This window comes from Mesorhizobium sp. M1307 (assembly GCF_040318155.1).
Classification (GTDB): domain Bacteria; phylum Pseudomonadota; class Alphaproteobacteria; order Rhizobiales; family Rhizobiaceae; genus Mesorhizobium.
In genome coordinates this window covers 123,060-141,096 of the sequence record NZ_JAMYLR010000003.1, presented here as the reverse complement: position 1 = coordinate 141,096, position 18,037 = coordinate 123,060, and the positions used below count along the sequence as shown (strand labels likewise).

The following is an 18,037-nucleotide window of genomic DNA, read 5'->3' as shown; positions in this document are numbered from 1 at the left end:
CGGATGCGCATGGTCATTTTCGGTCTTACCGTGACATCGTCGTGGGGCAATGGGCACGCCACGCTGTGGCGCGGATTGATCCGGGCGATGGCCGGGCTGGGCTGGTCTATCACCTTCTTCGAACGCAACACTCCCTATTATGCCGGGACGCGCGACCTCGACCAATTGGATGGCGGCAACCTCGTCCTTTATCAGGATTGGGAGGACATCCAGCGCGTTGCCGAGCAGGCGATGAATGAGGCCGATGTGGTCATCGTCACCTCCTATTGCCCCGATGCCGTGAGCGCATCGCGCCTTGCCCACCAGGCCTGTCGCGGGCTGAAGGTGTTCTACGATCTGGATACGCCGGTGACACTGGCGCGGATCGAACAAGGTGAGCCTCCGGCCTATTTCGGGCCGGAAGGGCTTCGCGATTTCGATCTCGTGCTGAGCTACACGGGAGGCACCGCGATCGACGCATTGAAGTCGATGCTGGGTGCACGCCGCGTCATGCCGCTCTACGGCCATGTCGATCCAGAGCGACACCGGCCGGCTCCGCCCAGGCCGGAGTTTGCCGGCGACCTTTCCTATCTCGGGACCTATGCGGCAGACCGCCAGGTCGGGGTCGAGAGGCTGCTGGTCAGTCCGGCTGCGCGCCTGCCGGAGCGCCGCTTCATCATTGGCGGCGCACAATATCCGCAGGAATTCCCGTGGAGCGACAATATTTTCTTCGTCCGGCATCTGCCGCCTGCCGACCACCCCGCCTTCTTTTCATCATCACGGCTGACCCTGAACGTGACCCGCGAGGCGATGGCCGAAAGGGGCTGGTGTCCTTCCGGCCGGCTGTTCGAAGCCGCCGCTTGCGGTGCCGCGATGGTGAGCGACACATGGCCGGGACTGGAGGCCTTTTTCCGGCCCGGCGAAGAGATCGTCGTGGCGAACAGCACCGACGACGTGGTCGCCGCGCTCGACCTGTCCGACGCCGAGCTTAACGCTATCCGCCGCCGAGCGCGCGAGCGGGTGCTGGACGAACACACCTCGGCGCGGCGCGCGAAGGAATTCGACCGCATCCTGTCCGATGCACTGCACGGCTCCACGCATGGCGAGCCGTTGAAGGAGGCAGTTTGATGTTGGGCATCGTGCCCGCAGCCGGACGGGGAAGCCGCATCCAGCCGCTCGGCTTTTCGAAGGAGCTTCTGCCGGTCGGCAGCCGCATCGACGGCAACACCGAGCGGCCTTGCGCGGTCAGCGAATACCTGGTGCGCCGCATGGTGCGCGCGGGGGCCGACAAGATCTGCTTCGTCATCGGCTCGGGTAAGTCGGATATCCTCGAATATTATTCTGCCGGCTATGCCGACGCGACTGCGCTGTTTGTGGTGCAGCCCTCTCCGGTCGGCCTTTGCGACGCCATCTTCCGTGCCGCACCGCTCGTCACAGCCGATGAGACCGTTCTGGTCGGGTTGCCCGATACGATCTGGTTTCCCGAAGACGGCTTCCTGGCCCTCCCGGACGACGGCCTGTCCTTCCTGCTGTTTCCGGTGGACCAGCCGGAGTTCTTCGATGCCGTCGTTGTCGACCAGGACGACCGGGTGAAGCAAATCCAGGTCAAGCAGCAGAATGCCCAATCGAACTGGATCTGGGGTGCGTTCAAGATGCCCGGCCGCACCCTTCACCAGCTCGCCGCGCTGTGGCGGGAACGGGACCGGTGCGACGAATATATCGGCACGCTGGTCAATGCCTATCTCGCCGCCGGAGGCGATGCCTATGGCATCAAGGCTGGCACCGCCTATGTCGACGTCGGCACCTTCAACGGCTACCGCACCGCACTTCGCCTGCTTGAAAGCGCCGCCGGTACCAAGGACGACCAAGTCGCCATTACGCTGCCCGGCCACCAGCACGTCCCTGTCCTCGCAGGCGAAGGAGGCTAGCCATGCTGCATTCCGATGCCGAAATCCGCCGCCGTATCGATGCGCTCGGCCCATGGTTCCACAATATGGAACTGGCCGGCATCGAAACCGCTCCCGACCATTTCCTTGGCAACTATCCGCTGATCAAATGGCGCAAATTCGCGGACGCCATCCCCGCCGATCTTTCCGGCAAGGCGGTGCTCGACATAGGCTGCAATGCGGGTTTCTATTCGATCGAGATGAAACGCCGCGGCGCCGGCCGCGTGCTTGGCATCGATTTCGATGAGGCTTACCTAGCGCAGGCGCGCTTTGCCGCCGAGGTTGCGGACTGCGACATCGAGTTCCGGCAGCTCTCGGTCTACGACGTTGGCGCCCTGCATGAGCGGTTCGACATCGTGCTGTTCATGGGCGTGCTCTACCATTTGCGCCATCCCTTGCTCGCTCTCGATCTGATCCGGGAGCACGTCGCCCGGGACCTGATGATCTTCCAGTCGATGCAGCGCGGCAGCACCAACGTGCCGGCGCTCGAGCAGAATTATCATTTCTGGACGCACGACCTGTTCGACCGGCCGGATTTCCCAAAGCTGCATTTCATCGAGCATCGTTACGCCGACGACCCGACCAACTGGTGGATTCCCAATCGCGCCTGCACCGAAGCCATGCTGCGCAGCGCCGGCTTCGAGATCGTCCTGCAACCGGAGCAGGAGGTCTATTTCTGCCGCACCGCCGACGTGCCGGCCGGTGGCGGCGTCGTCTACCCGTCGAAAGGACAAATAAATGATTGAAGCCGCGATGATCTGGAACGAGCCCAACAATAAATCCCACTGGGATCCCGAGCTCGACCCCGACTGGAGCCGCTTCGCCAACATGGCAACCCTGGTCGCCGACGCGATCGCGTCGGAGAATCCGGCCTTGACCAAGGTCCTTGGCGGCATCTCGCCGATCGATGCCGGTTTCATGACACGGATGAAGGAGTTCGACGTGCTCGATCATGTCGATGCTGTCGCCGTGCACGGTTTCCCGCTCGACTGGAACCTCTGGCAGATCCACGAATGGCCGCAGAAGATCGGCGAGATTTCGGCTGTCACCGATCTTCCGGTATGGGTCAGCGAGGTCGGCGTGTCGACCTTCGGCGCCGAGGAGGTACAGGTCTGGGGCCTGCGCCGGACCGCGGAATTGCTGATCGGCAACGCACCGCGCATCCAATGGTACAGCCTCTACGACCTGCCGCGCGAGTGGGAAGCGACGACGCGCCATCGCGAGGCGGAAGGCTCGTCTTACTACCGCCATTTCTACATGGGCCTGCTCCGCCAGGACGGCACGCCAAAGCCCGCGCTCGAGGAGTTCCTGCACCACACGCCGGCAATGGGACTGGTGCAGTGGTTCCATTTCGAAGATCACCGGCTGGACGACGCCGTCGCCTGGATGAAACGGCTCGGCGTCACCAATCTGCGCACCGGGCTTTCCTGGGCCGACAGCTTCAGGCCGAACGCACTTGACTGGTTCGACCGGCAGATGGAGGCTTTGGCCGACTTCGACGTGACGGTTACTTTCTGCTTCACGCCGGAACACCGCGGAATGATGCCGCACCACAGCAGTCCGCCGCTGGTGCCGGAGGAATTCGCCGACTTCTGCGCGGCAATGACGCGCCGATATGCCGGCAGCATCGCTGCCCCTTCGGTCGGCAGGCTGCGCGCCTCCGCAGCGTGAGGAGCTTCGGCTCTCCAGCCATGACGCTCACCGTCCTCAACGTCGCCTATCCCCTCGCCCCGGTCGGGCCGGATGCGGTCGGTGGTGCCGAGCAGGTGCTGTCGGTGCTCGACCAGGCGCTCGTACAGGCCGGACACCGCTCGATCGTGATCGGCTGCCAGGGCTCGAGCGCTGCGGGTGTCCTCATCGAGACGCCGGCCGAACCGGGCGTGCTCGATGAAGCGGCGAAGCGCCGGGCGCAGCGTGTTCATTGCGCCGCAATTGCTACCGCACGCGCTCGCTGGCCAATCGACGTGGTCCATTTGCACGGTATCGATTTCGATGCCTATCTGCCGGGCGACGGGCCGACATTGGTGACCCTGCATTTGCCGCTCGACTGGTATCCGGCCGACGCTCTCAATCCGGCGCGGGAGGATCTGTGGCTGCATGCGGTATCGGCGGCTCAGCAAAGAACCGCGCCGCCGGGAGCCAGGCTGATCGGGCCGATTCCCAACGGAGTGGACGTCGACGCGCTGAGCGAACCGCAGGCCAAACACGACTTTGCGCTCGTGCTCGGCCGCGTCTGCCCGGAAAAGGGCATCCATCTGGCGCTGGACGCAGCCAAGAAGGCCAGCGTGCCGCTGGTCATCGGTGGCAAGGTCTACCCCTATGAAACGCACACAGCGTATTTTCGCGACGAGGTCGAACCCCGGCTGGACGACCGGCGCCGCTTCCTTGGTCCGCTCGGCTTTGTCGCCAAGCGGCGCCTGCTGAATACAGCCCGCTGCCTAGTCATCCCGAGCCTTGCCGCGGAAACCAGTTCGCTCGTCGCCATGGAGGCGCTCGCCTGCGGCACCCCCGTGGTGGCCTTCCCGAATGGCGCACTGCCGGATGTGGTCGAGCACGGCAAGACCGGGTATCTGGTCGGGGATGTCGACGAGATGGCCGAAGCCATCGCTGCCGCACCCAGCCTGGACCCCGAGACCTGCCGGGCCGAGGCGCGGCGGCGCTTTTCACTCGACCGCATGATTTCCTCCTACATGGACGCCTATCGGGCGCTGGCACGGCTCGGCACAGACAGCGGGCAGCTCGCGACGGCAAAGCGAGCGCGACATGCTCCGCAGTGAGATTATCGACGATCCAGCGGACCTCGAAGCCCTCGAGCCGCACTGGTGGGAACTCTGGTCGCGCAGTTCCTCGGCGACGCCGTTCCAGTCTCCCGCATGGTTGCTGCCATGGTGGCGGACATTTGCTCCCGGCGAGCTAGCGACGGTCGCCATCTGGCGTGGCGACGATCTGGTCGGCCTGGCGCCACTCTATCTGGAACGCCACGATGCCGGCGCGCGATTGCTTCCGCTCGGCATTTCGTTGAGCGACTATCTGGATGTCCTTTGTCTTCCCGAGATCGCCGAACCGGTCGGCGCAGTCATCGGTGGCGCCGTTCTTTCCGTCGGCTGGACACAGTGGATCTTGCAGGACCTGCCTCCCGGCGGCGCCGGCCTTGCCATCAGGCATGCCGCGCTCGAATCGTGCCAAGCCGTCGGTCACGCCGCTTGCCCGGTGCTCGCCCTCGCCGGCGACCAGACGCTTCAAGGCTGTGTTCCGGCGCGGCGGAGGCGCCAATTGCGCCGCGCCCACAGGGCCGCGTCGAGACGCGGCAGTGTCTCCATCGAACCCGCTTTGTCCGATCCGCAGACATTCCTCGACCATCTGATCCGCCTTCACCGCGCGCGCTGGGCCGGACACGGCGACGGCGTTCTGTCCGATTCCCGCGTGGAAGCATTCCACCGTCAGGCGCTGCCGCAGCTGGTCGCACAGGTGCTTGCCCGATGCTGGCTTATCACGATCGGTAACGCGATCGTGGGCGCCTATTACGGGTTCCATCATCGTGGCCGCGCTTGCGCTTATCTCGGTGGCTTCGATCCGGCCTATGCCGAGGAAAGTCCCGGCGCGCTGCTCATCGGCCAAGCGATAAGGCAGGCGATCTGCGAAGGCGCGGAAGAGTTCGATTTTCTGCGCGGACAAGAGGCCTACAAGTACAGCTGGGGCGCCGTAGACCGGTGGACGATGCGCAAGATCTGGACGCGGAGCAAAGGGCGATGAGCGCGACCCAGCCGGAATCTCGGCGGTCGACATCAGCAAGGCGGGTGCTGGAGGATTGCATGGCAGACGGTGCCGGCGTCGAAGCCGTCATCGCAAGGCTGGCTCTCCGTTTCGAGACAGGAATCGATGCTGCAGAATTGGCGAAGATTGCGCAAAACACGCACTCGGCTGACCCGCGAAACACGGCAAAACTGCAACGGATTGCCGACCTGCTGCGGCGCAGGCCCGAGATATTCGCCACGCTGCGCAAAACAGGTGGTGCCGTTCGGCACGAGCGTGGCGAGGGCGAGACCGACGATGCGGTCGTCAAGCGGCTGGCGGCAGGGTTTGACGCGGCGGCGGCGATCTCCCCGGCGGCGAGCGTGCAGCTGTCATCGCTGGGCAATGAGGAAAAGCTCTCTGCCGCTACGGCTGAGATCGTTGCATGGCTGGAGAGGCGAGGCTTTACCGGCACTGACCGCGACACACTGGATATCGGCTGTGGTATCGGTCGGTTCGAACAGGCGCTCTCCGCTCTGTCGCACCGGATCGTGGGCAGCGATATATCCCCAGCGATGATCTCGATCGCCCGCCGGCGATGCGCCGGGCTCGGCAATGTAGAATTCCGCCCTGCGCGCGGTTTCGATCTTGCCGATTTTTGCGATGCCAGCTTCGACCGCGTGCTGGCCGTCGACAGCTTTCCCTATCTGGTGCTGGCCGGCCTTGCGGAGCGACATTTCGTGGAAATCGCGCGCGTGCTGAAGAGGCCGGGCATGGCCGCGCTTTTGAATTATTCATATCGCGGATCGCCGGCGCTGGATCGCGCCGATGTCCATAACTTCGCCAACGCAAATGGCATGCAAGTCCTCGTCGACGGCGAAAAGCCTTTCCGGCACTGGGACGGCGATGCCTTCCTGCTTACGATTTCCAGCGGAACATTGCGGCCCAACTATGGTTCGGATGCCGAACGGGAAAAGCCGCTATTCGACAGTATGAAGGAGAACAAGATGGCGTCCGGCAGCAAGAAGCACATCGGTCGCGGCAGTCACGGCAAAGGCGCTGGCGCTGGCGCGATGACCGATCTTCCCAAGGACAAGATCGGAGAGAACGCCGTTCTGTCCAACAGAGACAAGAAGCAGCACACCAAGGAGCGTGGGCTCGACGGCAATCGGGTCAAGTCCGAGCAGTACCAGGATCATTCAGCGGATCGGCGGCCTGAAGACTGATCGTTGCGTCAGCATATGGCTTGCAGCCGGCGAGCAATTGAAACGCAGCGAGAGCCCAACCGCTGACGAAGCTGTGCAAGGACCGAAGCCGGTCGCATGGATGGCCTGCAAATTCTTGCAAACTCGCACTGTTGCCACCAGAGTGAGCTGAAGGAACCAACATTTGCCAAGAGAACGCGATGTCTCGCTCAAGGGAAGATTCCGTCAGCACGCGTGCCGATCTGACCATAGACCGGGAAATCGCTTCCTTGCTTGCGGCCATCGAACAGGAAAGGGTTCCTGACCGGCTGACCAAACTTGCGATCGAATTGCAGCATGCGCTTGTCGAAAGGCGCTTGCGCGAAAGCAGTAATTAGCGTGACATGTATATTAGCGGCGCCTCTCGGCTTCGAAGTCCAGTTGTCCTTCGGACAGATAGCTGCGCCTTTCCATCAGGGTCTGCGAGGAACTTTCGCCAAGGTATTCCAGCACGCCGGCGCGTGCCCTGTTGAGCCGGCTCTTCACGGTTCCCACCGCGCAACCGCATATTTCGGCCGTTTCCTCATAGCTGATGCCCAGAACGCCTATCAACATCAGAACCTCGCGCTGGTGCTCGGGAAGACTCTGGATGGCCTGGTGGACCTCCTTGCCCTGTACGGACCATTCCTGCGTCGCTTCCGAGATCGGCCGCAGCGAAGCGCAGTCGAGCAGGCCGGGCGCTTCCCTCACCGCGGCCCTGACACGCGTGTAGTAGGTGTTGCGCATGATCGTGAAGAGCCATGACTTCATGCGCGTTCCAGCTTCGAACTTGTCAATGTTGGCCAAGCCCTTGGTCAGCGTCTCCTGGACCAGGTCGTCGGCATCATCGGGAGTGCGGCAGAAGGTGCGGGCGAAAGCCCTCAAAGCGGGTATGAGGTCGACGATGGAAACTTCTTCGGTTTCGCGAGTCGCCAAGGCGTAGGCTGTAGGTGGCAATGGTCCAGCTCCCGTCCAGAATGAGTTCGTGAGCGCAGACCAGTTAAATGCATTGGGCGAAAGATCGTTCCGGCTGGCGAAAATCACCCGGTCCAGGAACCGGAGCGGCTTGGCTGGGCAATCCCGGCCGACGGCGATATTTTTGACGGAACAACCGTCGGGATCGCGGAGTTGGAATCTAAGCCGTCCGAAAATCCGGGGCGCCGCCATTGGCGTGTCGAAACGCGATTTTCGCAGCGAGCCTGGGCCGCCACCTCAAGGACAGTCCGCCACCTCAAAACAGGAGGAACCCATGACAGGAAACAAGCACGCCAAAGGCAAAACGCCGGCCGATAGCGACCTTGCCAACGATCCCGGCATCGGCAGTTCCAAGGGCACGATCAAGGAGGGCGACCGGCTCGATCAGGGCGACAACACGTTCGAAGGCGATGTCGAGAACGACACCACGCCTCAAGGCGGTATCAATCCCCGGCAAAAGATGCGGACCAACAAATGACGCCAGCATCGGCCGGCGCACGATCGAACAAACCCGCTGCAACCCGTGCAGCAATCCCGCGTTAAAGAGCATGGGCCTCGCGTCCGCCCAGCGTTGATGCGACAGGCTCTTTCGCGGAGACACAGATGACAAAAAAATCGTTTGGCCGCCCCGTTCCAATTCTCGTCGGCCTTGGTTTCCCTCGCCATGTCGAAAATATCTGGCAGGCCTATGACGTCTTAAACGAATGGCCGAGCCGCGGTCCGGCGCACAAGGCGGCGTTCGACGCCTGTCGCGCCGGGCTGGCTGACGAGGTCGACGTCGAGACGGTGCGCGCGGCGTTCGATTCATTCGCCCGCAAGGCGGGCATTCTGGCCTACGATATCGCCGCCGAAATACCAGCAGGCACCAATCCCACTGCGGTTCGCGACGTCGGCTAAAATGCCCAGCAGGCCATGTGACCCGCTGAGGCTAATTTATATCAAGGGTGGTTAAATCGGGAGGACCGCCATGCTGGAGATAAAGTTCGATGCTCCGGTTTGCATCAACTTCGGCAAGCCGGGACGATCGCGAATGGTCAGCTCCGTTTTCGAGGCTTCTTACTGCCTCAAAAGCGAGAAATGGCCTGCCCGCAATGCCCCGTTGTCGCTGATGGCGGGAGATGCACTGGATGGCGCCCAGATCGGCCAGATTACGGCAGCGGAAGCCCGCGAAGCATTTATCGACGCGGCTTTGGAAGCGAAGATTCTTGTCGAAGGCGAGCCGCATGACACACATGCCCGGACAGCCTTCATGCCGGACGGCGGGTGAACCGGCAGGCTGCTTCCCCGCAGAGCCGTTTATCACGAATGGCTGGCTTCCTCGGCCTTTTTCTCCCGCTGCTGCCTGAGGACCTCGTCGGTTCCGACCAGCTTCTTCGATCCGCCGGGGATCGCGGTGGAAACAACAGCCGGCGGGTCGCTTGCGGGGAAAGAATCCTCCAGACCCGCCTGCAGCTGGTCTTCCAGCGTCTGCGGCTCTTCCGAGCGGCCAGGGGTCCTTCGGGTGTCTACATTCTCCAGCGGCTGTGTCATGTCCGGTGAAGACCTGACCTCTCGAATCCAGCCATAGAGCTGTTCGATGGCAAATTCCTTCATCGTGTCGAAATCGGCCTTTTCGTCACGCGATGCCTCGATTTGGTCAACCATGGTCTTCTCGAACCGTTCGAGGCTCTCGCTTCCACACGCTCGGCAGAGACGCACCAGCGCCTCGCGCAGTATGAGCGGCGCAAAGTGCGCTGTCGCCTCAAGCCTGAGCTGCTGCAAACGCTCCGGGGTAGCGGCTTGGAACTTCGACATGTTCGACCTCTCGCCTTGTGGAGCATGTCAACGAAAATTGTCGGCGGATGTTCCATCGGCGGCCGCTGCATCGCTCGATCCTCAGCGGTGCGCGCCACCACCGACTGCCATGCGGATTACCGAGACCGACGACGAAGCAGCTGTGCCGGATGACCGTCCCGGCCGCCCGCTATGTAGAACCCATGCGGCTACTTCGGCCCGGATTCGCCAGATGCCTTGGTGCCATCGTTGGACCTGCCGGCATTTCGCATCATCTTGAGTGCTTCGTCCCTGGTCAGGCCGCACCTGCGGGCAAAGAAATTGACCTCATAGGCCTGCTCGGCCGACAGGCCGTCTTTGGCATGCACTCTGCGCTTGTGTTTGCGTCCGCTCATCGAGGCTCGGTCCCGGATACGTTAGTCCTCCCGAACTCACATCGGATCAGCCGGTTCCCACTGCCGGACCAATCCGCTTTCCGCAGGTTCTCTCACGCGCTTTCTGGCCGGCCCACCCTGTCCTTGAGTTCGTTCAGGAATGCGAGCAGCGCGTCCTCAGGATCGTCGGCCGCTTCGGTCAGCATATCGATGCCCCAGCGGCCGAGGACAGCCTCCTGGACGATGCTCGGCTGCGACATGAAGATGAAGGATTTCGGGCGATTCTTGTCATAGCCGGAGCGGCGCCAGGTCTGCCAAAGCCGGTGCAGCAGCAGACGGATGTTCATGTCGGACATGCTGTAGCCGATGAACAGGATGGTGCGCCCGAGCGCGTCGGCCCGAAATTTCACGTCGAGCGGCGAATCGAAGGATAGCCGGTCGAAATAGTCGGTCTCCGCCAGGACCAAAGATTTGTCGTCGTCGAAATCGCCGTGGAATTTGATGATCTGCGTCACCTCGCCAGTGGCCTTTGGCAAATCCTTCGCATTGGCGACTTTGACAAAGGGCCGGCTATGGATCTCGAAGGCAACTTCGAGATTTCGGTCGTAGTTTGTCGTGTAGATGATCGGAAAATCGAGCGACACGATGAGCTTGTGGATCGCCGAGCCCTGCACTTTCTCCCGCGAGACGCTCCATTCACGATCCATCCAGCTGCGCAAAGGGCCGAGGCTCCCCTGCTTCAGCCGGTAGTATTCGGCAAGCGCCTGATAGCTGGCCTCCGGCGCACCGATCGTATCCTCGTCCAGACCGAGCTCTTTTTGCATGTGTTCGATGAGCTTTTGCCAGGACGGCAAGCCGACGCTCATCGACACCCCGGCTCCAACGAACAAGATCGCTCGCCGCTCTTTTACCGATTGAGCCAGTTGCTCGACTGCAGACAGCATTCGACACAACTACGAAAAGCGCCGCTCCGTTCCAGCCGAACCCGGACCACCGGGAATAGATTTACTTCCGACTTCAGTGCTAACATTCGGATCGGCTGTCCCGAGCGCCCGGCCGCCGACTTTGGCCAACCGAATCCGACATTTATTTCGTTGCATTTGGCACTTCTGCGCCGCTCACGCGTTGGAGAGTGTTCAACAAACACGGCGCAGCTGCAGCTAATGGAGCTCTGCGCCAACGTCGGCAAACTCGACAGCCAATGAGGCAAGCGCGACTGGTGGCGGCGAAAAATAGGGTGCCTGGCAAAAGGGGAAAGAGGCCACTGGCTGCGATGCTGGGATGGACGCTGCTGGCAGGCTTCGCGCTGACTACCGCGGCGGTTGCTCAGTCAACGTCAAGCTTTGCGATAAATCCGCCTGCCGCAGCTGCTCCGCCCGACGACGGCCAATGGGCGATGCCGGCAAAGAACTACGCCTCGACCCGCTACAGCGAACTTGCGGAGATCACCGAGGACAACGTCAAGAACCTGCAGGTGGCCTTCACCTTCTCGACCGGCGTCAACAAGGGCCAGGAGGCCGCGCCCCTGGTCGTCGGCAACACGATGTACATCGTGACGCCCTTCCCCAACATCCTCTATGCGCTTGACCTTACCAAGCCCGGCGCGCCGATGAAGTGGAAATTCGAGCCCAACCCCGAGCCCGCCGCGCAGGGAGTTGCCTGTTGCGACGTGGTCAACCGCGGTGCAGCCTTCTTCGAAGGGCGCATCTATTTCAACACGCTCGATGGCCATGCCATCGCCGTCGATGCGGCCACCGGCAAACCGGTCTGGAACACCCATATCGGCAACATCAATATCGGCGAGACCATCACCATGGCGCCGCTGGTGGTGAAGGGCAAAGTTCTGGTCGGCAATTCCGGCGGCGAAATGGGCGTACGCGGCTGGATCAAGGCGCTCGACGCCAGCGACGGGCACGTCGTCTGGACGGCCTACAATACCGGCCCGGACGCCGAGGTGCTGATCGGCCCCGATTTCAAGCCGCATTACGACATGGACAAGGGCAAGGATCTCGGCGTGACGTCGTGGCCGCCCGACGCCTGGAAGATCGGCGGCGGCAATGTGTGGGGCTGGATCTCCTATGACCCGGACCTAAACCTGATCTTCCATGGCACCGGAAATCCCGGTCCGTGGAATCCGGATCTGCGGCCCGGCGACAACAAATGGACCGCCGGAATCTTTGCCCGCGATCCCGACACCGGCGCAGCCAAATGGTTCTATCAATGGACCCCGCACGATTTGCACGACTACGACGGCATCAACGAACAGGTGCTGCTCGACATGACCTGGCAGGGCAAGCCCCGCAAGGTGCTGGTCCGACCGGAACGCAACGGCTACGTCTATCTGTTGGATCGCACCACAGGCGAGGTCCTGTCGGCAGTCCCCTTCGGGCCAGTCAATTCCAGCACGGGCGTCGACCTCAAGACCGGCCGGCTGATTGTAAATCCGGACAAGAAGACCGGCACCGGCAAGGTCGTGCGCGACATCTGCCCGACCGCATCGGGCCTCAAGGACTGGCAGCCTTCGGCATTCTCGCCCAAGACCGGTCTGCTCTACATCCCGCACAACAATCTCTGCATGGATGAAGAGGGCGTCGAGGTGAATTACATCGCCGGCACGCCCTATGTCGGCATGAACGTGCGCATGATCCCCGGGCCGGGCGGCAATCGCGGTGCTTTCACCGCCTGGGATGTCGCCGCCGCCAAGCCGGCGTGGAGCCTGAAGGAGAACTTTCCGGTGTGGAGCGGCGCCGTCGCCACCGCCGGCAACATCGTGTTCTATGGCACTATGGAAGGCTGGTTCAAGGCGGTCAGCGCCAGGACCGGCGAACTGCTGTGGCAGTTCAAAACGTCGTCCGGCATCATCGGCCAGCCGGTCACCTATCGCGGCCCGGACGGGCACCAATATGTCGCGATTCTTTCGGGCGTCGGCGGCTGGGCCGGCGCGATCGTATCCGGCGATCTCGATCCGCGCGACGCCACCGCCGCGCTCGGCTTCGTCAACGTCATGAAGGATCTGAAGGATGTAACCACGCCGGGAGGTACACTGTATGTGTTCCGGCTCCCTTGAGACGACCGGCCGAGTTGCGCGCGCACGGAGAAAATCTTCCCGGCGGGTTGGCGCCGCGGTCGGCGCACTGGCGCTCTCGCTCGTCGCCGCCGTTGCCGATGCGCGCGAATTGAGGATCTGCGCTGATCCCAACAACATGCCGTTCTCCAATGCCGCCAGGCAAGGCTTTGAAAACAAGATCGCCGAACTCGTCGCGACGGAGCTTGGCGCGACTGTTTCCTACACATGGTGGGCACAGCGCCGTGGCTTCGTCCGCAACACGCTGAAGGCCGGGCTATGCGATCTGGTGCCCGGCGCGCCCGCCAATCTTGAGATGCTGCGCACCACCGCGCCCTACTACCGGTCTTCCTATGTGTTCGTGACACGCAAGGATGCGCCGGAAATCACGTCCTTCAACGATCCTCGCCTGCGCGATCTGCACATCGGCGTCCAGCTGATCGGCGACGATGGCGCCAACTCGCCCCCCGTCCAGGCGCTTGGCCGTCGTGGCATCGTCGGCCATCTCATCGGTTTCCCCGTCTATGGGGACTATTCGGCGCCGAACCCGCCAGCGCGCATCATTGAGGCGGTCGCGAATGGCGACATCGATATGGCCGTCGTCTGGGGGCCGTTGGCCGGCTACTTTGCATCCAGGCAGAAGGTGGCGCTGCGGATCACGCCGGTTTCGCCGCGCGTGGACGGCCCGCAACTGCCGATGATCTTCGACATCTCGATGGGAGTGCGCCGTGGCGACGATACGCTGCGCAGCGAGGTGAACGCCGCCCTGACCAGACGCCGCGCCGAGATCGACGCGATCCTGGCGACCTACCAGGTGCCCCGCCTCGATCCTGTCGGAGCGCCTTGAAATGAAGCGAGGTCTTCTCTTGCTGGTGTTCGCAATCCTCGCGGTTGCCGCTTGCCAGCGTGAGGAACGCGACACGCGTCCACAATCGGCGCTCGGCTCGGGCGATCAACCGGCAGCCGTGACTGCCCTCGAGCCGGGCGGCCAACGGCCGACCTCGTCCGACAGCAAGGCCGGCGTGTTCGAGGCCAACGCCTTCCACCTCAGCGAGGGCAAGCGTCTGTTCAACTGGTTCAACTGTTCCGGCTGCCATGCCAATGGCGGCGGCGGCATGGGCCCGGCGCTCATGGACCAGAAGTGGCTCTATGGCAGCTCGATCGAAAGCATCCACGCCACGATCAGGGACGGCCGGCCAAACGGCATGCCGAGCTTCCGCGACACGATCCCGGATGACCAAATATGGGAGCTTGCTGCCTTCGTCCGGGCACTGAGCGGCAACGCACCGTCCTCCGCCGCGCCGGGCCGCGACGACGACATGATGCCCCATCCATCCGAGAATCGCCTGCCGGACGCCGCGACGCTGGGGAAGTCGCCGTGAGCCGCGGTGTCTGGACGGTGTGCGGGGGCACGGCCTGCATCCTGCTCCTTGCAGGGTGCAGCGGCTGGCAATCCGCGCTCGACCCAAAGGGGCCGGCCGCGGGCGAACTCGCATGGCTGATCTGGTTCTTCACCGCGCTGTGCACGGTGGTCTGGCTTCTGGTGATGGCCGTGCTGATCGTGCCATTGGCCCGGCGCCCGGCGCCGCTCGGCGACCCGCTTGTCCTCGACGCTGCCGCCGAGCGCAGCAAGATGCGAATTGTCGTCGCCGCACTCGCCGCTACCGCCCTGATCCTGGTCGGCCTGACGCTGCTGAGCTACTTCGCTAACCGGACGCTCGCCGCCATCGGCTCGGATGCGGCGCTGACGATCCGGGTGACCGGGCATCAATGGTGGTGGGAGGTGCGCTACGAAAACGATCAGCCGAACCGCATCCTGACGACCGCCAATGAAATCCACATCCCGGCGGGCGAGCCGGTGCGGCTTGTGGTGACCTCGACCGACGTTATCCATTCCTTCTGGGTGCCGAACCTCTCGGGCAAGCTGGACCTTATCCCCGGCCACGAGAACGTTCTCGATCTGAAGGCGGACAAGCCCGGCGTCTATCGCGGGCAATGCGCCGAGTTCTGCGGCGCGCAGCATGCCAATATGAGCACCTTCATCATCGCCGAACCTCGGCCCGTCTTCGATGCCTGGCTGAACGATCAGCTGCGGCCGGCGGCCGCCCCCGTGTCGGCCGAGGCCAAAACCGGCCACGACCTGTTCCTCAAACGGCCATGCGTGATGTGCCACAAGATCGGCGGCACCATCGCCGGCGGCACGGTCGCCCCAAACCTCACGCATATCGCAAGCCGGCAAACGCTCGCTGCCGGCACGCTGACAATGAGCCGCGGCAATCTCGCAGCCTGGATAGCCAATCCGCAGGGGATCAAGCCAGGCGCCCACATGCCGGTGGTGCGACTGGACGGGGACGAACTGAATGCGATCGTCGCCTACCTCGAGGGCCTGAAATGAGCAGCGCCGACGTGGCCCGTGAGCGTCGGCTTGCCGGCGAGCGAGCAGCGGCCGGCAAAGGAGACCTGGCCCCCGAGCGCGACGGTCCTCGCGATACCAGCCTCGACGACTCCAGCCTTGACCGCTGGCTGGCGCGGACATGGCAGACGGCGCCGGGCATCATCGGTGCGCTCTCGAGCGTCGACCACAAGATTGTCGCGCGGCGCTACCTGATCACCGCTTTCGCCTTCCTGTGCCTCGGTGGCCTCAGCGCCGTTGCCATGCGCATCCAACTGTCGGGGCCGGAGCGCGGGCTGATCGGGCCCGACCGCTACAACCAGCTGTTCACCATGCATGGCGTGACCATGATGTTCCTGTTTGCGGTGCCGATCGTCCAGGCGACCGGCATCTACCTCGTGCCGCTGATGGTCGGCACCCGCAACATCGCCTTTCCGCGCCTCAATGCATTCAGCTTCTGGATTTATCTCTCCGGTGGCCTCTTCGCCTGGGTGTCGTTTGCACTCGACATGGCGCCCGACGTCGGCTGGTTCTCCTACGTGCCGCTGTCCGGTCCTGAATTCGGGCCAGGCAAGCGTTCCGACGTGTGGGCGCAGATGATCACCTATACCGAAGTGTCATCGTTGGCGGTCGCGGTTGCCACCATCGTCACCGTGCTGAAGCAGCGTGCGCCGGGCATGTCGCTGGACAAGATTCCGCTCTATGTCTGGGCGATGCTGGTCACCTCCTTCGTCATCGTGTTCGCGATGCCGGCGGTCATGATCACGTCGACGTTCCTGATCCTCGACCGCCTGGTCGGCACCCATATCTTCAATCCCGCCGAGGGCGGCGACGTATTGCTGTTCCAGCACCTGTTCTGGTTCTTCGGCCACCCCGAAGTCTACATCATATTCCTGCCGGCCACCGGCATGGCGTCCTCGATCATCGCCGCTTTCGCCCGGCGTCCGGTATTCGGCTATCTGGGCATGGTACTGGCCTTGATCGCGGTCGGCTTTCTGTCGTTCGGCCTGTGGGTTCACCACATGTTCGCAACCGGTCTGCCCAAGCTCGGCGCGAGCTTCTTCACGGCCTCGAGCATGCTGATCGCCATCCCGAACGGGCTGCAGATCTTCTGCTGGCTGGCGACATTGTGGGACGGACGCCCGATAAGCAGAACGCCGCTGCTGTTCGTGTTCGGCTTCTTCTTCACGTTCGTCGCGGGCGGCCTGACTGGGGTGATGCTGGCGTCGGTGCCATTGGACCTGCAAGTGCACGACACCTATTTCGTGGTCGCGCATTTCCATTACGTGCTGATCGGCGGGTCGGTGTTCCCGCTGCTCGGCGCGACCTATTTCTGGTTCCCCAAGATCACCGGCCGGATGATGAGCGAACGTCTCGGACGCTGGCACTTCTGGCTTGCCTTCCTAGGCTTCAATGCGGCGTTCTTTCCGATGCACATTGTCGGCCTGTGGGGCATGCCGCGGCGGGTCTACACCTATCCGGTGGAACTCGGCTGGGGCAACATCAACCTGTTCATCACAGCCGGCGCGGTCATCCTGTTCCTAAGCTTCGTTCTGTTCACTATAAACCTGGTGTACAGCGCCTCGAGGGGCGCCCCGGCCGGGGACAATCCCTGGAATGCCGGCACGCTGGAATGGGCGACGAGCTCTCCACCGCCGAGCTATAATTTCGCTCGGATCCCGGTGGTTACCCACGCCGAGCCGCTCTGGGCCGAACGTGACACGCTGCCTGTCGCGACCGGGCTTCGCGTCGACGCGCGCGAACTTGTCATTTCGACCGTGGCAGAGGCGCATCCAGAGGTGCGCGAGAAGTCGGCGACGCCGTCGATCTGGCCATTGTTCGCCGCGCTCGCCGTCGGCGCCACCTTTCTCTATTCGATCTTCAGCCCGTGGGCGGTGGTCTGGGGAGCCGGGCCGATCGCCATCACTTTGATCGGTTGGTTCTGGCCGAAAGGCGATCCGGAGGATGAGGAATGAAACAGCGTCCTGTCGCCGATCTTTCCAAACTCCCGACCTTCGGGATCGGACCGCGCAGCCCGACCTGGTGGGGCACTCTCGCCTTCATGGCGCTGGAAGGCACCGGCTTCGCGCTCGCCGCAGGCACCTATCTTTACCTCGCCTATCTGTCGCCCAAATGGCCATTGGGCGTGTCGCCGCCCAACCATTGGCCGGGCACCATCGTCACGCTGTTGCTGCTCGCCAGCGTGGTGCCCAATCACATACTGAACCGCTACGCCGAAGCCTGTGCCATGGTGCCCGTGCGCATCGGCCTGATCGTCATGTCGCTGCTCGGCATCGCACCGCTTGTCGTGCGGTGGTTCGAATTTCCGGCCCTCAACATTTATTGGGATACCAATGCGTACGGCTCGATGCTGTGGGTCCTGCTCGGCCTTCACACAACGCACCTGATTACCGACGTCGGCGACACGCTGGTGCTGACGGTCCTGATGTTCACGCGCCATGGCTATAGCGGCCGGCGTTTCGGGGACGTTGGCGACAACGTCTTCTACTGGGATTTCGTGGTCGCGACCTGGATCCCGATCTATCTGTTGATCTACTGGATGCCGAGGCTTGACTGAG

Annotated in this window: 21 protein-coding genes and 1 pseudogene; 17 read left to right on the top strand and 5 right to left on the bottom strand. The window is 63.0% G+C overall.

From position 1 onward, the window contains the following. The first annotated feature begins 3 nt into the window (after window positions 1–3). The 8 genes and pseudogenes from NKH16_RS06390 to NKH16_RS06355 all read left to right on the top strand — a co-directional run bounded on the left by NKH16_RS06390 (window position 4) and on the right by NKH16_RS06355 (window position 6,883). Window positions 4–1,107 (top strand): CgeB family protein, encoded by a 1,104-nt coding sequence (locus NKH16_RS06390; RefSeq protein ID WP_352451531.1) that lies wholly within the window; start codon window positions 4–6, stop codon window positions 1,105–1,107. After that, a complete protein-coding gene (locus NKH16_RS06385) occupies window positions 1,107–1,907 on the top strand; it encodes a nucleotidyltransferase family protein (protein ID WP_352593695.1) in 801 nt (266 codons plus the stop codon). Before NKH16_RS06390 ends, NKH16_RS06385 begins: the two co-directional genes overlap by 1 nt. Before the next feature lie 2 nt (window positions 1,908–1,909). After that, window positions 1,910–2,671 (top strand): TIGR04290 family methyltransferase, encoded by a 762-nt coding sequence (locus tag NKH16_RS06380; protein WP_023676138.1) that lies wholly within the window; start codon window positions 1,910–1,912, stop codon window positions 2,669–2,671. Continuing rightward, a complete protein-coding gene (locus tag NKH16_RS06375; protein ID WP_023676139.1) occupies window positions 2,664–3,596 on the top strand; it encodes a glycoside hydrolase 5 family protein in 933 nt (310 codons plus the stop codon). Before NKH16_RS06380 ends, NKH16_RS06375 begins: the two co-directional genes overlap by 8 nt. Window positions 3,597–3,616: 20 nt before the next feature. After that, complete coding sequence (locus NKH16_RS06370) at window positions 3,617–4,702, top strand: glycosyltransferase family 4 protein (protein WP_352743963.1); 1,086 nt, start codon at window positions 3,617–3,619, stop codon at window positions 4,700–4,702. Further along, on the top strand, window positions 4,689–5,678 hold the full coding sequence (locus NKH16_RS06365) for a GNAT family N-acetyltransferase (protein ID WP_352451526.1): 990 nt from the start codon (window positions 4,689–4,691) through the stop codon (window positions 5,676–5,678). Before NKH16_RS06370 ends, NKH16_RS06365 begins: the two co-directional genes overlap by 14 nt. After that, window positions 5,675–6,439 (top strand): annotated as a pseudogene (locus tag NKH16_RS06360) (class I SAM-dependent methyltransferase); the annotation flags it as partial. The gene NKH16_RS06365 and the pseudogene NKH16_RS06360, both read left to right, overlap by 4 nt. 225 nt (window positions 6,440–6,664) lie before the next feature. After that, window positions 6,665–6,883, top strand: coding sequence for a hypothetical protein (locus NKH16_RS06355; protein WP_023676213.1), 219 nt, complete (start codon window positions 6,665–6,667; stop codon window positions 6,881–6,883). A gap of 188 nt (window positions 6,884–7,071) precedes the next feature. On the opposite strand, the gene NKH16_RS06350 is transcribed toward NKH16_RS06355, so the two are convergent. Both NKH16_RS06350 and NKH16_RS06345 read right to left on the bottom strand, forming a co-directional pair. Continuing rightward, window positions 7,072–7,200, bottom strand: coding sequence for a hypothetical protein (locus tag NKH16_RS06350; protein ID WP_352743966.1), 129 nt, complete (start codon window positions 7,198–7,200; stop codon window positions 7,072–7,074). Window positions 7,201–7,252: 52 nt separating this feature from the next. After that, window positions 7,253–7,816 carry a sigma-70 family RNA polymerase sigma factor gene (locus tag NKH16_RS06345; RefSeq protein ID WP_023676143.1) on the bottom strand — a complete coding sequence of 188 codons (564 nt, stop codon included), beginning with the start codon at window positions 7,814–7,816 and terminating at the stop codon, window positions 7,253–7,255. A 313-nt stretch (window positions 7,817–8,129) separates the two neighbouring features. Between NKH16_RS06345 and NKH16_RS06340 the strand changes: the two genes are divergently transcribed. From NKH16_RS06340 to NKH16_RS06330, 3 genes are all read left to right on the top strand, one after another. Then, entirely contained in the window at window positions 8,130–8,333 is a 204-nt protein-coding gene (locus NKH16_RS06340; RefSeq protein ID WP_023676144.1) for a hypothetical protein, read from the top strand. Between the two features lie 125 nt (window positions 8,334–8,458). Continuing rightward, window positions 8,459–8,752 (top strand): DUF982 domain-containing protein, encoded by a 294-nt coding sequence (locus NKH16_RS06335; RefSeq protein WP_352833541.1) that lies wholly within the window; start codon window positions 8,459–8,461, stop codon window positions 8,750–8,752. A gap of 70 nt (window positions 8,753–8,822) precedes the next feature. After that, window positions 8,823–9,122 (top strand): DUF982 domain-containing protein, encoded by a 300-nt coding sequence (locus NKH16_RS06330; protein WP_352874783.1) that lies wholly within the window; start codon window positions 8,823–8,825, stop codon window positions 9,120–9,122. Between the two features lie 32 nt (window positions 9,123–9,154). On the opposite strand, the gene NKH16_RS06325 is transcribed toward NKH16_RS06330, so the two are convergent. The 3 genes from NKH16_RS06325 to NKH16_RS06315 form a co-directional block, all read right to left on the bottom strand. Further along, window positions 9,155–9,649 (bottom strand): hypothetical protein, encoded by a 495-nt coding sequence (locus tag NKH16_RS06325; protein WP_023676147.1) that lies wholly within the window; start codon window positions 9,647–9,649, stop codon window positions 9,155–9,157. Window positions 9,650–9,837: 188 nt separating this feature from the next. Beyond that, window positions 9,838–10,023 (bottom strand): hypothetical protein, encoded by a 186-nt coding sequence (locus tag NKH16_RS06320; RefSeq protein WP_352451523.1) that lies wholly within the window; start codon window positions 10,021–10,023, stop codon window positions 9,838–9,840. Between the two features lie 92 nt (window positions 10,024–10,115). Further along, window positions 10,116–10,946, bottom strand: a complete 831-nt coding sequence (locus tag NKH16_RS06315) for an SIR2 family NAD-dependent protein deacylase (RefSeq protein ID WP_502894793.1) — start codon at window positions 10,944–10,946, stop codon at window positions 10,116–10,118. Window positions 10,947–11,275: 329 nt separating this feature from the next. Between NKH16_RS06315 and NKH16_RS06310 the strand changes: the two genes are divergently transcribed. Genes NKH16_RS06310 through NKH16_RS06285 form a run of 6 tightly spaced genes read left to right on the top strand, consistent with a single transcriptional unit; the run spans window position 11,276 to window position 18,036 of the window. Beyond that, on the top strand, window positions 11,276–13,069 hold the full coding sequence (locus tag NKH16_RS06310; protein ID WP_352744053.1) for a methanol/ethanol family PQQ-dependent dehydrogenase: 1,794 nt from the start codon (window positions 11,276–11,278) through the stop codon (window positions 13,067–13,069). Beyond that, a complete protein-coding gene (locus tag NKH16_RS06305) occupies window positions 13,050–13,913 on the top strand; it encodes a substrate-binding domain-containing protein (protein ID WP_352451521.1) in 864 nt (287 codons plus the stop codon). Before NKH16_RS06310 ends, NKH16_RS06305 begins: the two co-directional genes overlap by 20 nt. 1 nt (window position 13,914) lies before the next feature. Then, complete coding sequence (locus NKH16_RS06300; RefSeq protein WP_352833544.1) at window positions 13,915–14,448, top strand: c-type cytochrome; 534 nt, start codon at window positions 13,915–13,917, stop codon at window positions 14,446–14,448. After that, a complete protein-coding gene (gene coxB / locus NKH16_RS06295; RefSeq protein ID WP_352750025.1) occupies window positions 14,445–15,461 on the top strand; it encodes a cytochrome c oxidase subunit II in 1,017 nt (338 codons plus the stop codon). Before NKH16_RS06300 ends, coxB begins: the two co-directional genes overlap by 4 nt. Next, window positions 15,458–17,434 carry a cytochrome c oxidase subunit I gene (gene ctaD, locus NKH16_RS06290; RefSeq protein ID WP_352898716.1) on the top strand — a complete coding sequence of 659 codons (1,977 nt, stop codon included), beginning with the start codon at window positions 15,458–15,460 and terminating at the stop codon, window positions 17,432–17,434. The genes coxB and ctaD overlap by 4 nt, the downstream gene beginning before the upstream one ends. After that, a complete protein-coding gene (locus tag NKH16_RS06285) occupies window positions 17,431–18,036 on the top strand; it encodes a cytochrome c oxidase subunit 3 (protein ID WP_352874788.1) in 606 nt (201 codons plus the stop codon). Before ctaD ends, NKH16_RS06285 begins: the two co-directional genes overlap by 4 nt. Window position 18,037: the final 1 nt, after the last annotated feature.

Excerpts from the sequence above, each read along its gene's own strand:
- NKH16_RS06390 (WP_352451531.1), top strand. The coding sequence starts at position 4 with ATGCGCATGGTCATTTTCGGTCTTACCGTGACATCGTCGTGGGGCAAT.
- NKH16_RS06385 (WP_352593695.1), top strand. The coding sequence starts at position 1,107 with ATGTTGGGCATCGTGCCCGCAGCCGGACGGGGAAGCCGCATCCAGCCG.
- NKH16_RS06380 (WP_023676138.1), top strand. The coding sequence starts at position 1,910 with ATGCTGCATTCCGATGCCGAAATCCGCCGCCGTATCGATGCGCTCGGC.
- NKH16_RS06375 (WP_023676139.1), top strand. The coding sequence starts at position 2,664 with ATGATTGAAGCCGCGATGATCTGGAACGAGCCCAACAATAAATCCCAC.
- NKH16_RS06370 (WP_352743963.1), top strand. The coding sequence starts at position 3,617 with ATGACGCTCACCGTCCTCAACGTCGCCTATCCCCTCGCCCCGGTCGGG.
- NKH16_RS06365 (WP_352451526.1), top strand. The coding sequence starts at position 4,689 with ATGCTCCGCAGTGAGATTATCGACGATCCAGCGGACCTCGAAGCCCTC.
- NKH16_RS06355 (WP_023676213.1), top strand. The coding sequence starts at position 6,665 with ATGGCGTCCGGCAGCAAGAAGCACATCGGTCGCGGCAGTCACGGCAAA.
- NKH16_RS06350 (WP_352743966.1), bottom strand. The coding sequence starts at position 7,200 with ATGCTGCAATTCGATCGCAAGTTTGGTCAGCCGGTCAGGAACCCTTTC.
- NKH16_RS06340 (WP_023676144.1), top strand. The coding sequence starts at position 8,130 with ATGACAGGAAACAAGCACGCCAAAGGCAAAACGCCGGCCGATAGCGAC.
- NKH16_RS06335 (WP_352833541.1), top strand. The coding sequence starts at position 8,459 with ATGACAAAAAAATCGTTTGGCCGCCCCGTTCCAATTCTCGTCGGCCTT.
- NKH16_RS06330 (WP_352874783.1), top strand. The coding sequence starts at position 8,823 with ATGCTGGAGATAAAGTTCGATGCTCCGGTTTGCATCAACTTCGGCAAG.
- NKH16_RS06325 (WP_023676147.1), bottom strand. The coding sequence starts at position 9,649 with ATGTCGAAGTTCCAAGCCGCTACCCCGGAGCGTTTGCAGCAGCTCAGG.
- NKH16_RS06320 (WP_352451523.1), bottom strand. The coding sequence starts at position 10,023 with ATGAGCGGACGCAAACACAAGCGCAGAGTGCATGCCAAAGACGGCCTG.
- NKH16_RS06315 (WP_502894793.1), bottom strand. The coding sequence starts at position 10,946 with ATGCTGTCTGCAGTCGAGCAACTGGCTCAATCGGTAAAAGAGCGGCGA.
- NKH16_RS06310 (WP_352744053.1), top strand. The coding sequence starts at position 11,276 with ATGCTGGGATGGACGCTGCTGGCAGGCTTCGCGCTGACTACCGCGGCG.
- NKH16_RS06305 (WP_352451521.1), top strand. The coding sequence starts at position 13,050 with ATGTGTTCCGGCTCCCTTGAGACGACCGGCCGAGTTGCGCGCGCACGG.
- NKH16_RS06300 (WP_352833544.1), top strand. The coding sequence starts at position 13,915 with ATGAAGCGAGGTCTTCTCTTGCTGGTGTTCGCAATCCTCGCGGTTGCC.
- ctaD (WP_352898716.1), top strand. The coding sequence starts at position 15,458 with ATGAGCAGCGCCGACGTGGCCCGTGAGCGTCGGCTTGCCGGCGAGCGA.
- NKH16_RS06285 (WP_352874788.1), top strand. The coding sequence starts at position 17,431 with ATGAAACAGCGTCCTGTCGCCGATCTTTCCAAACTCCCGACCTTCGGG.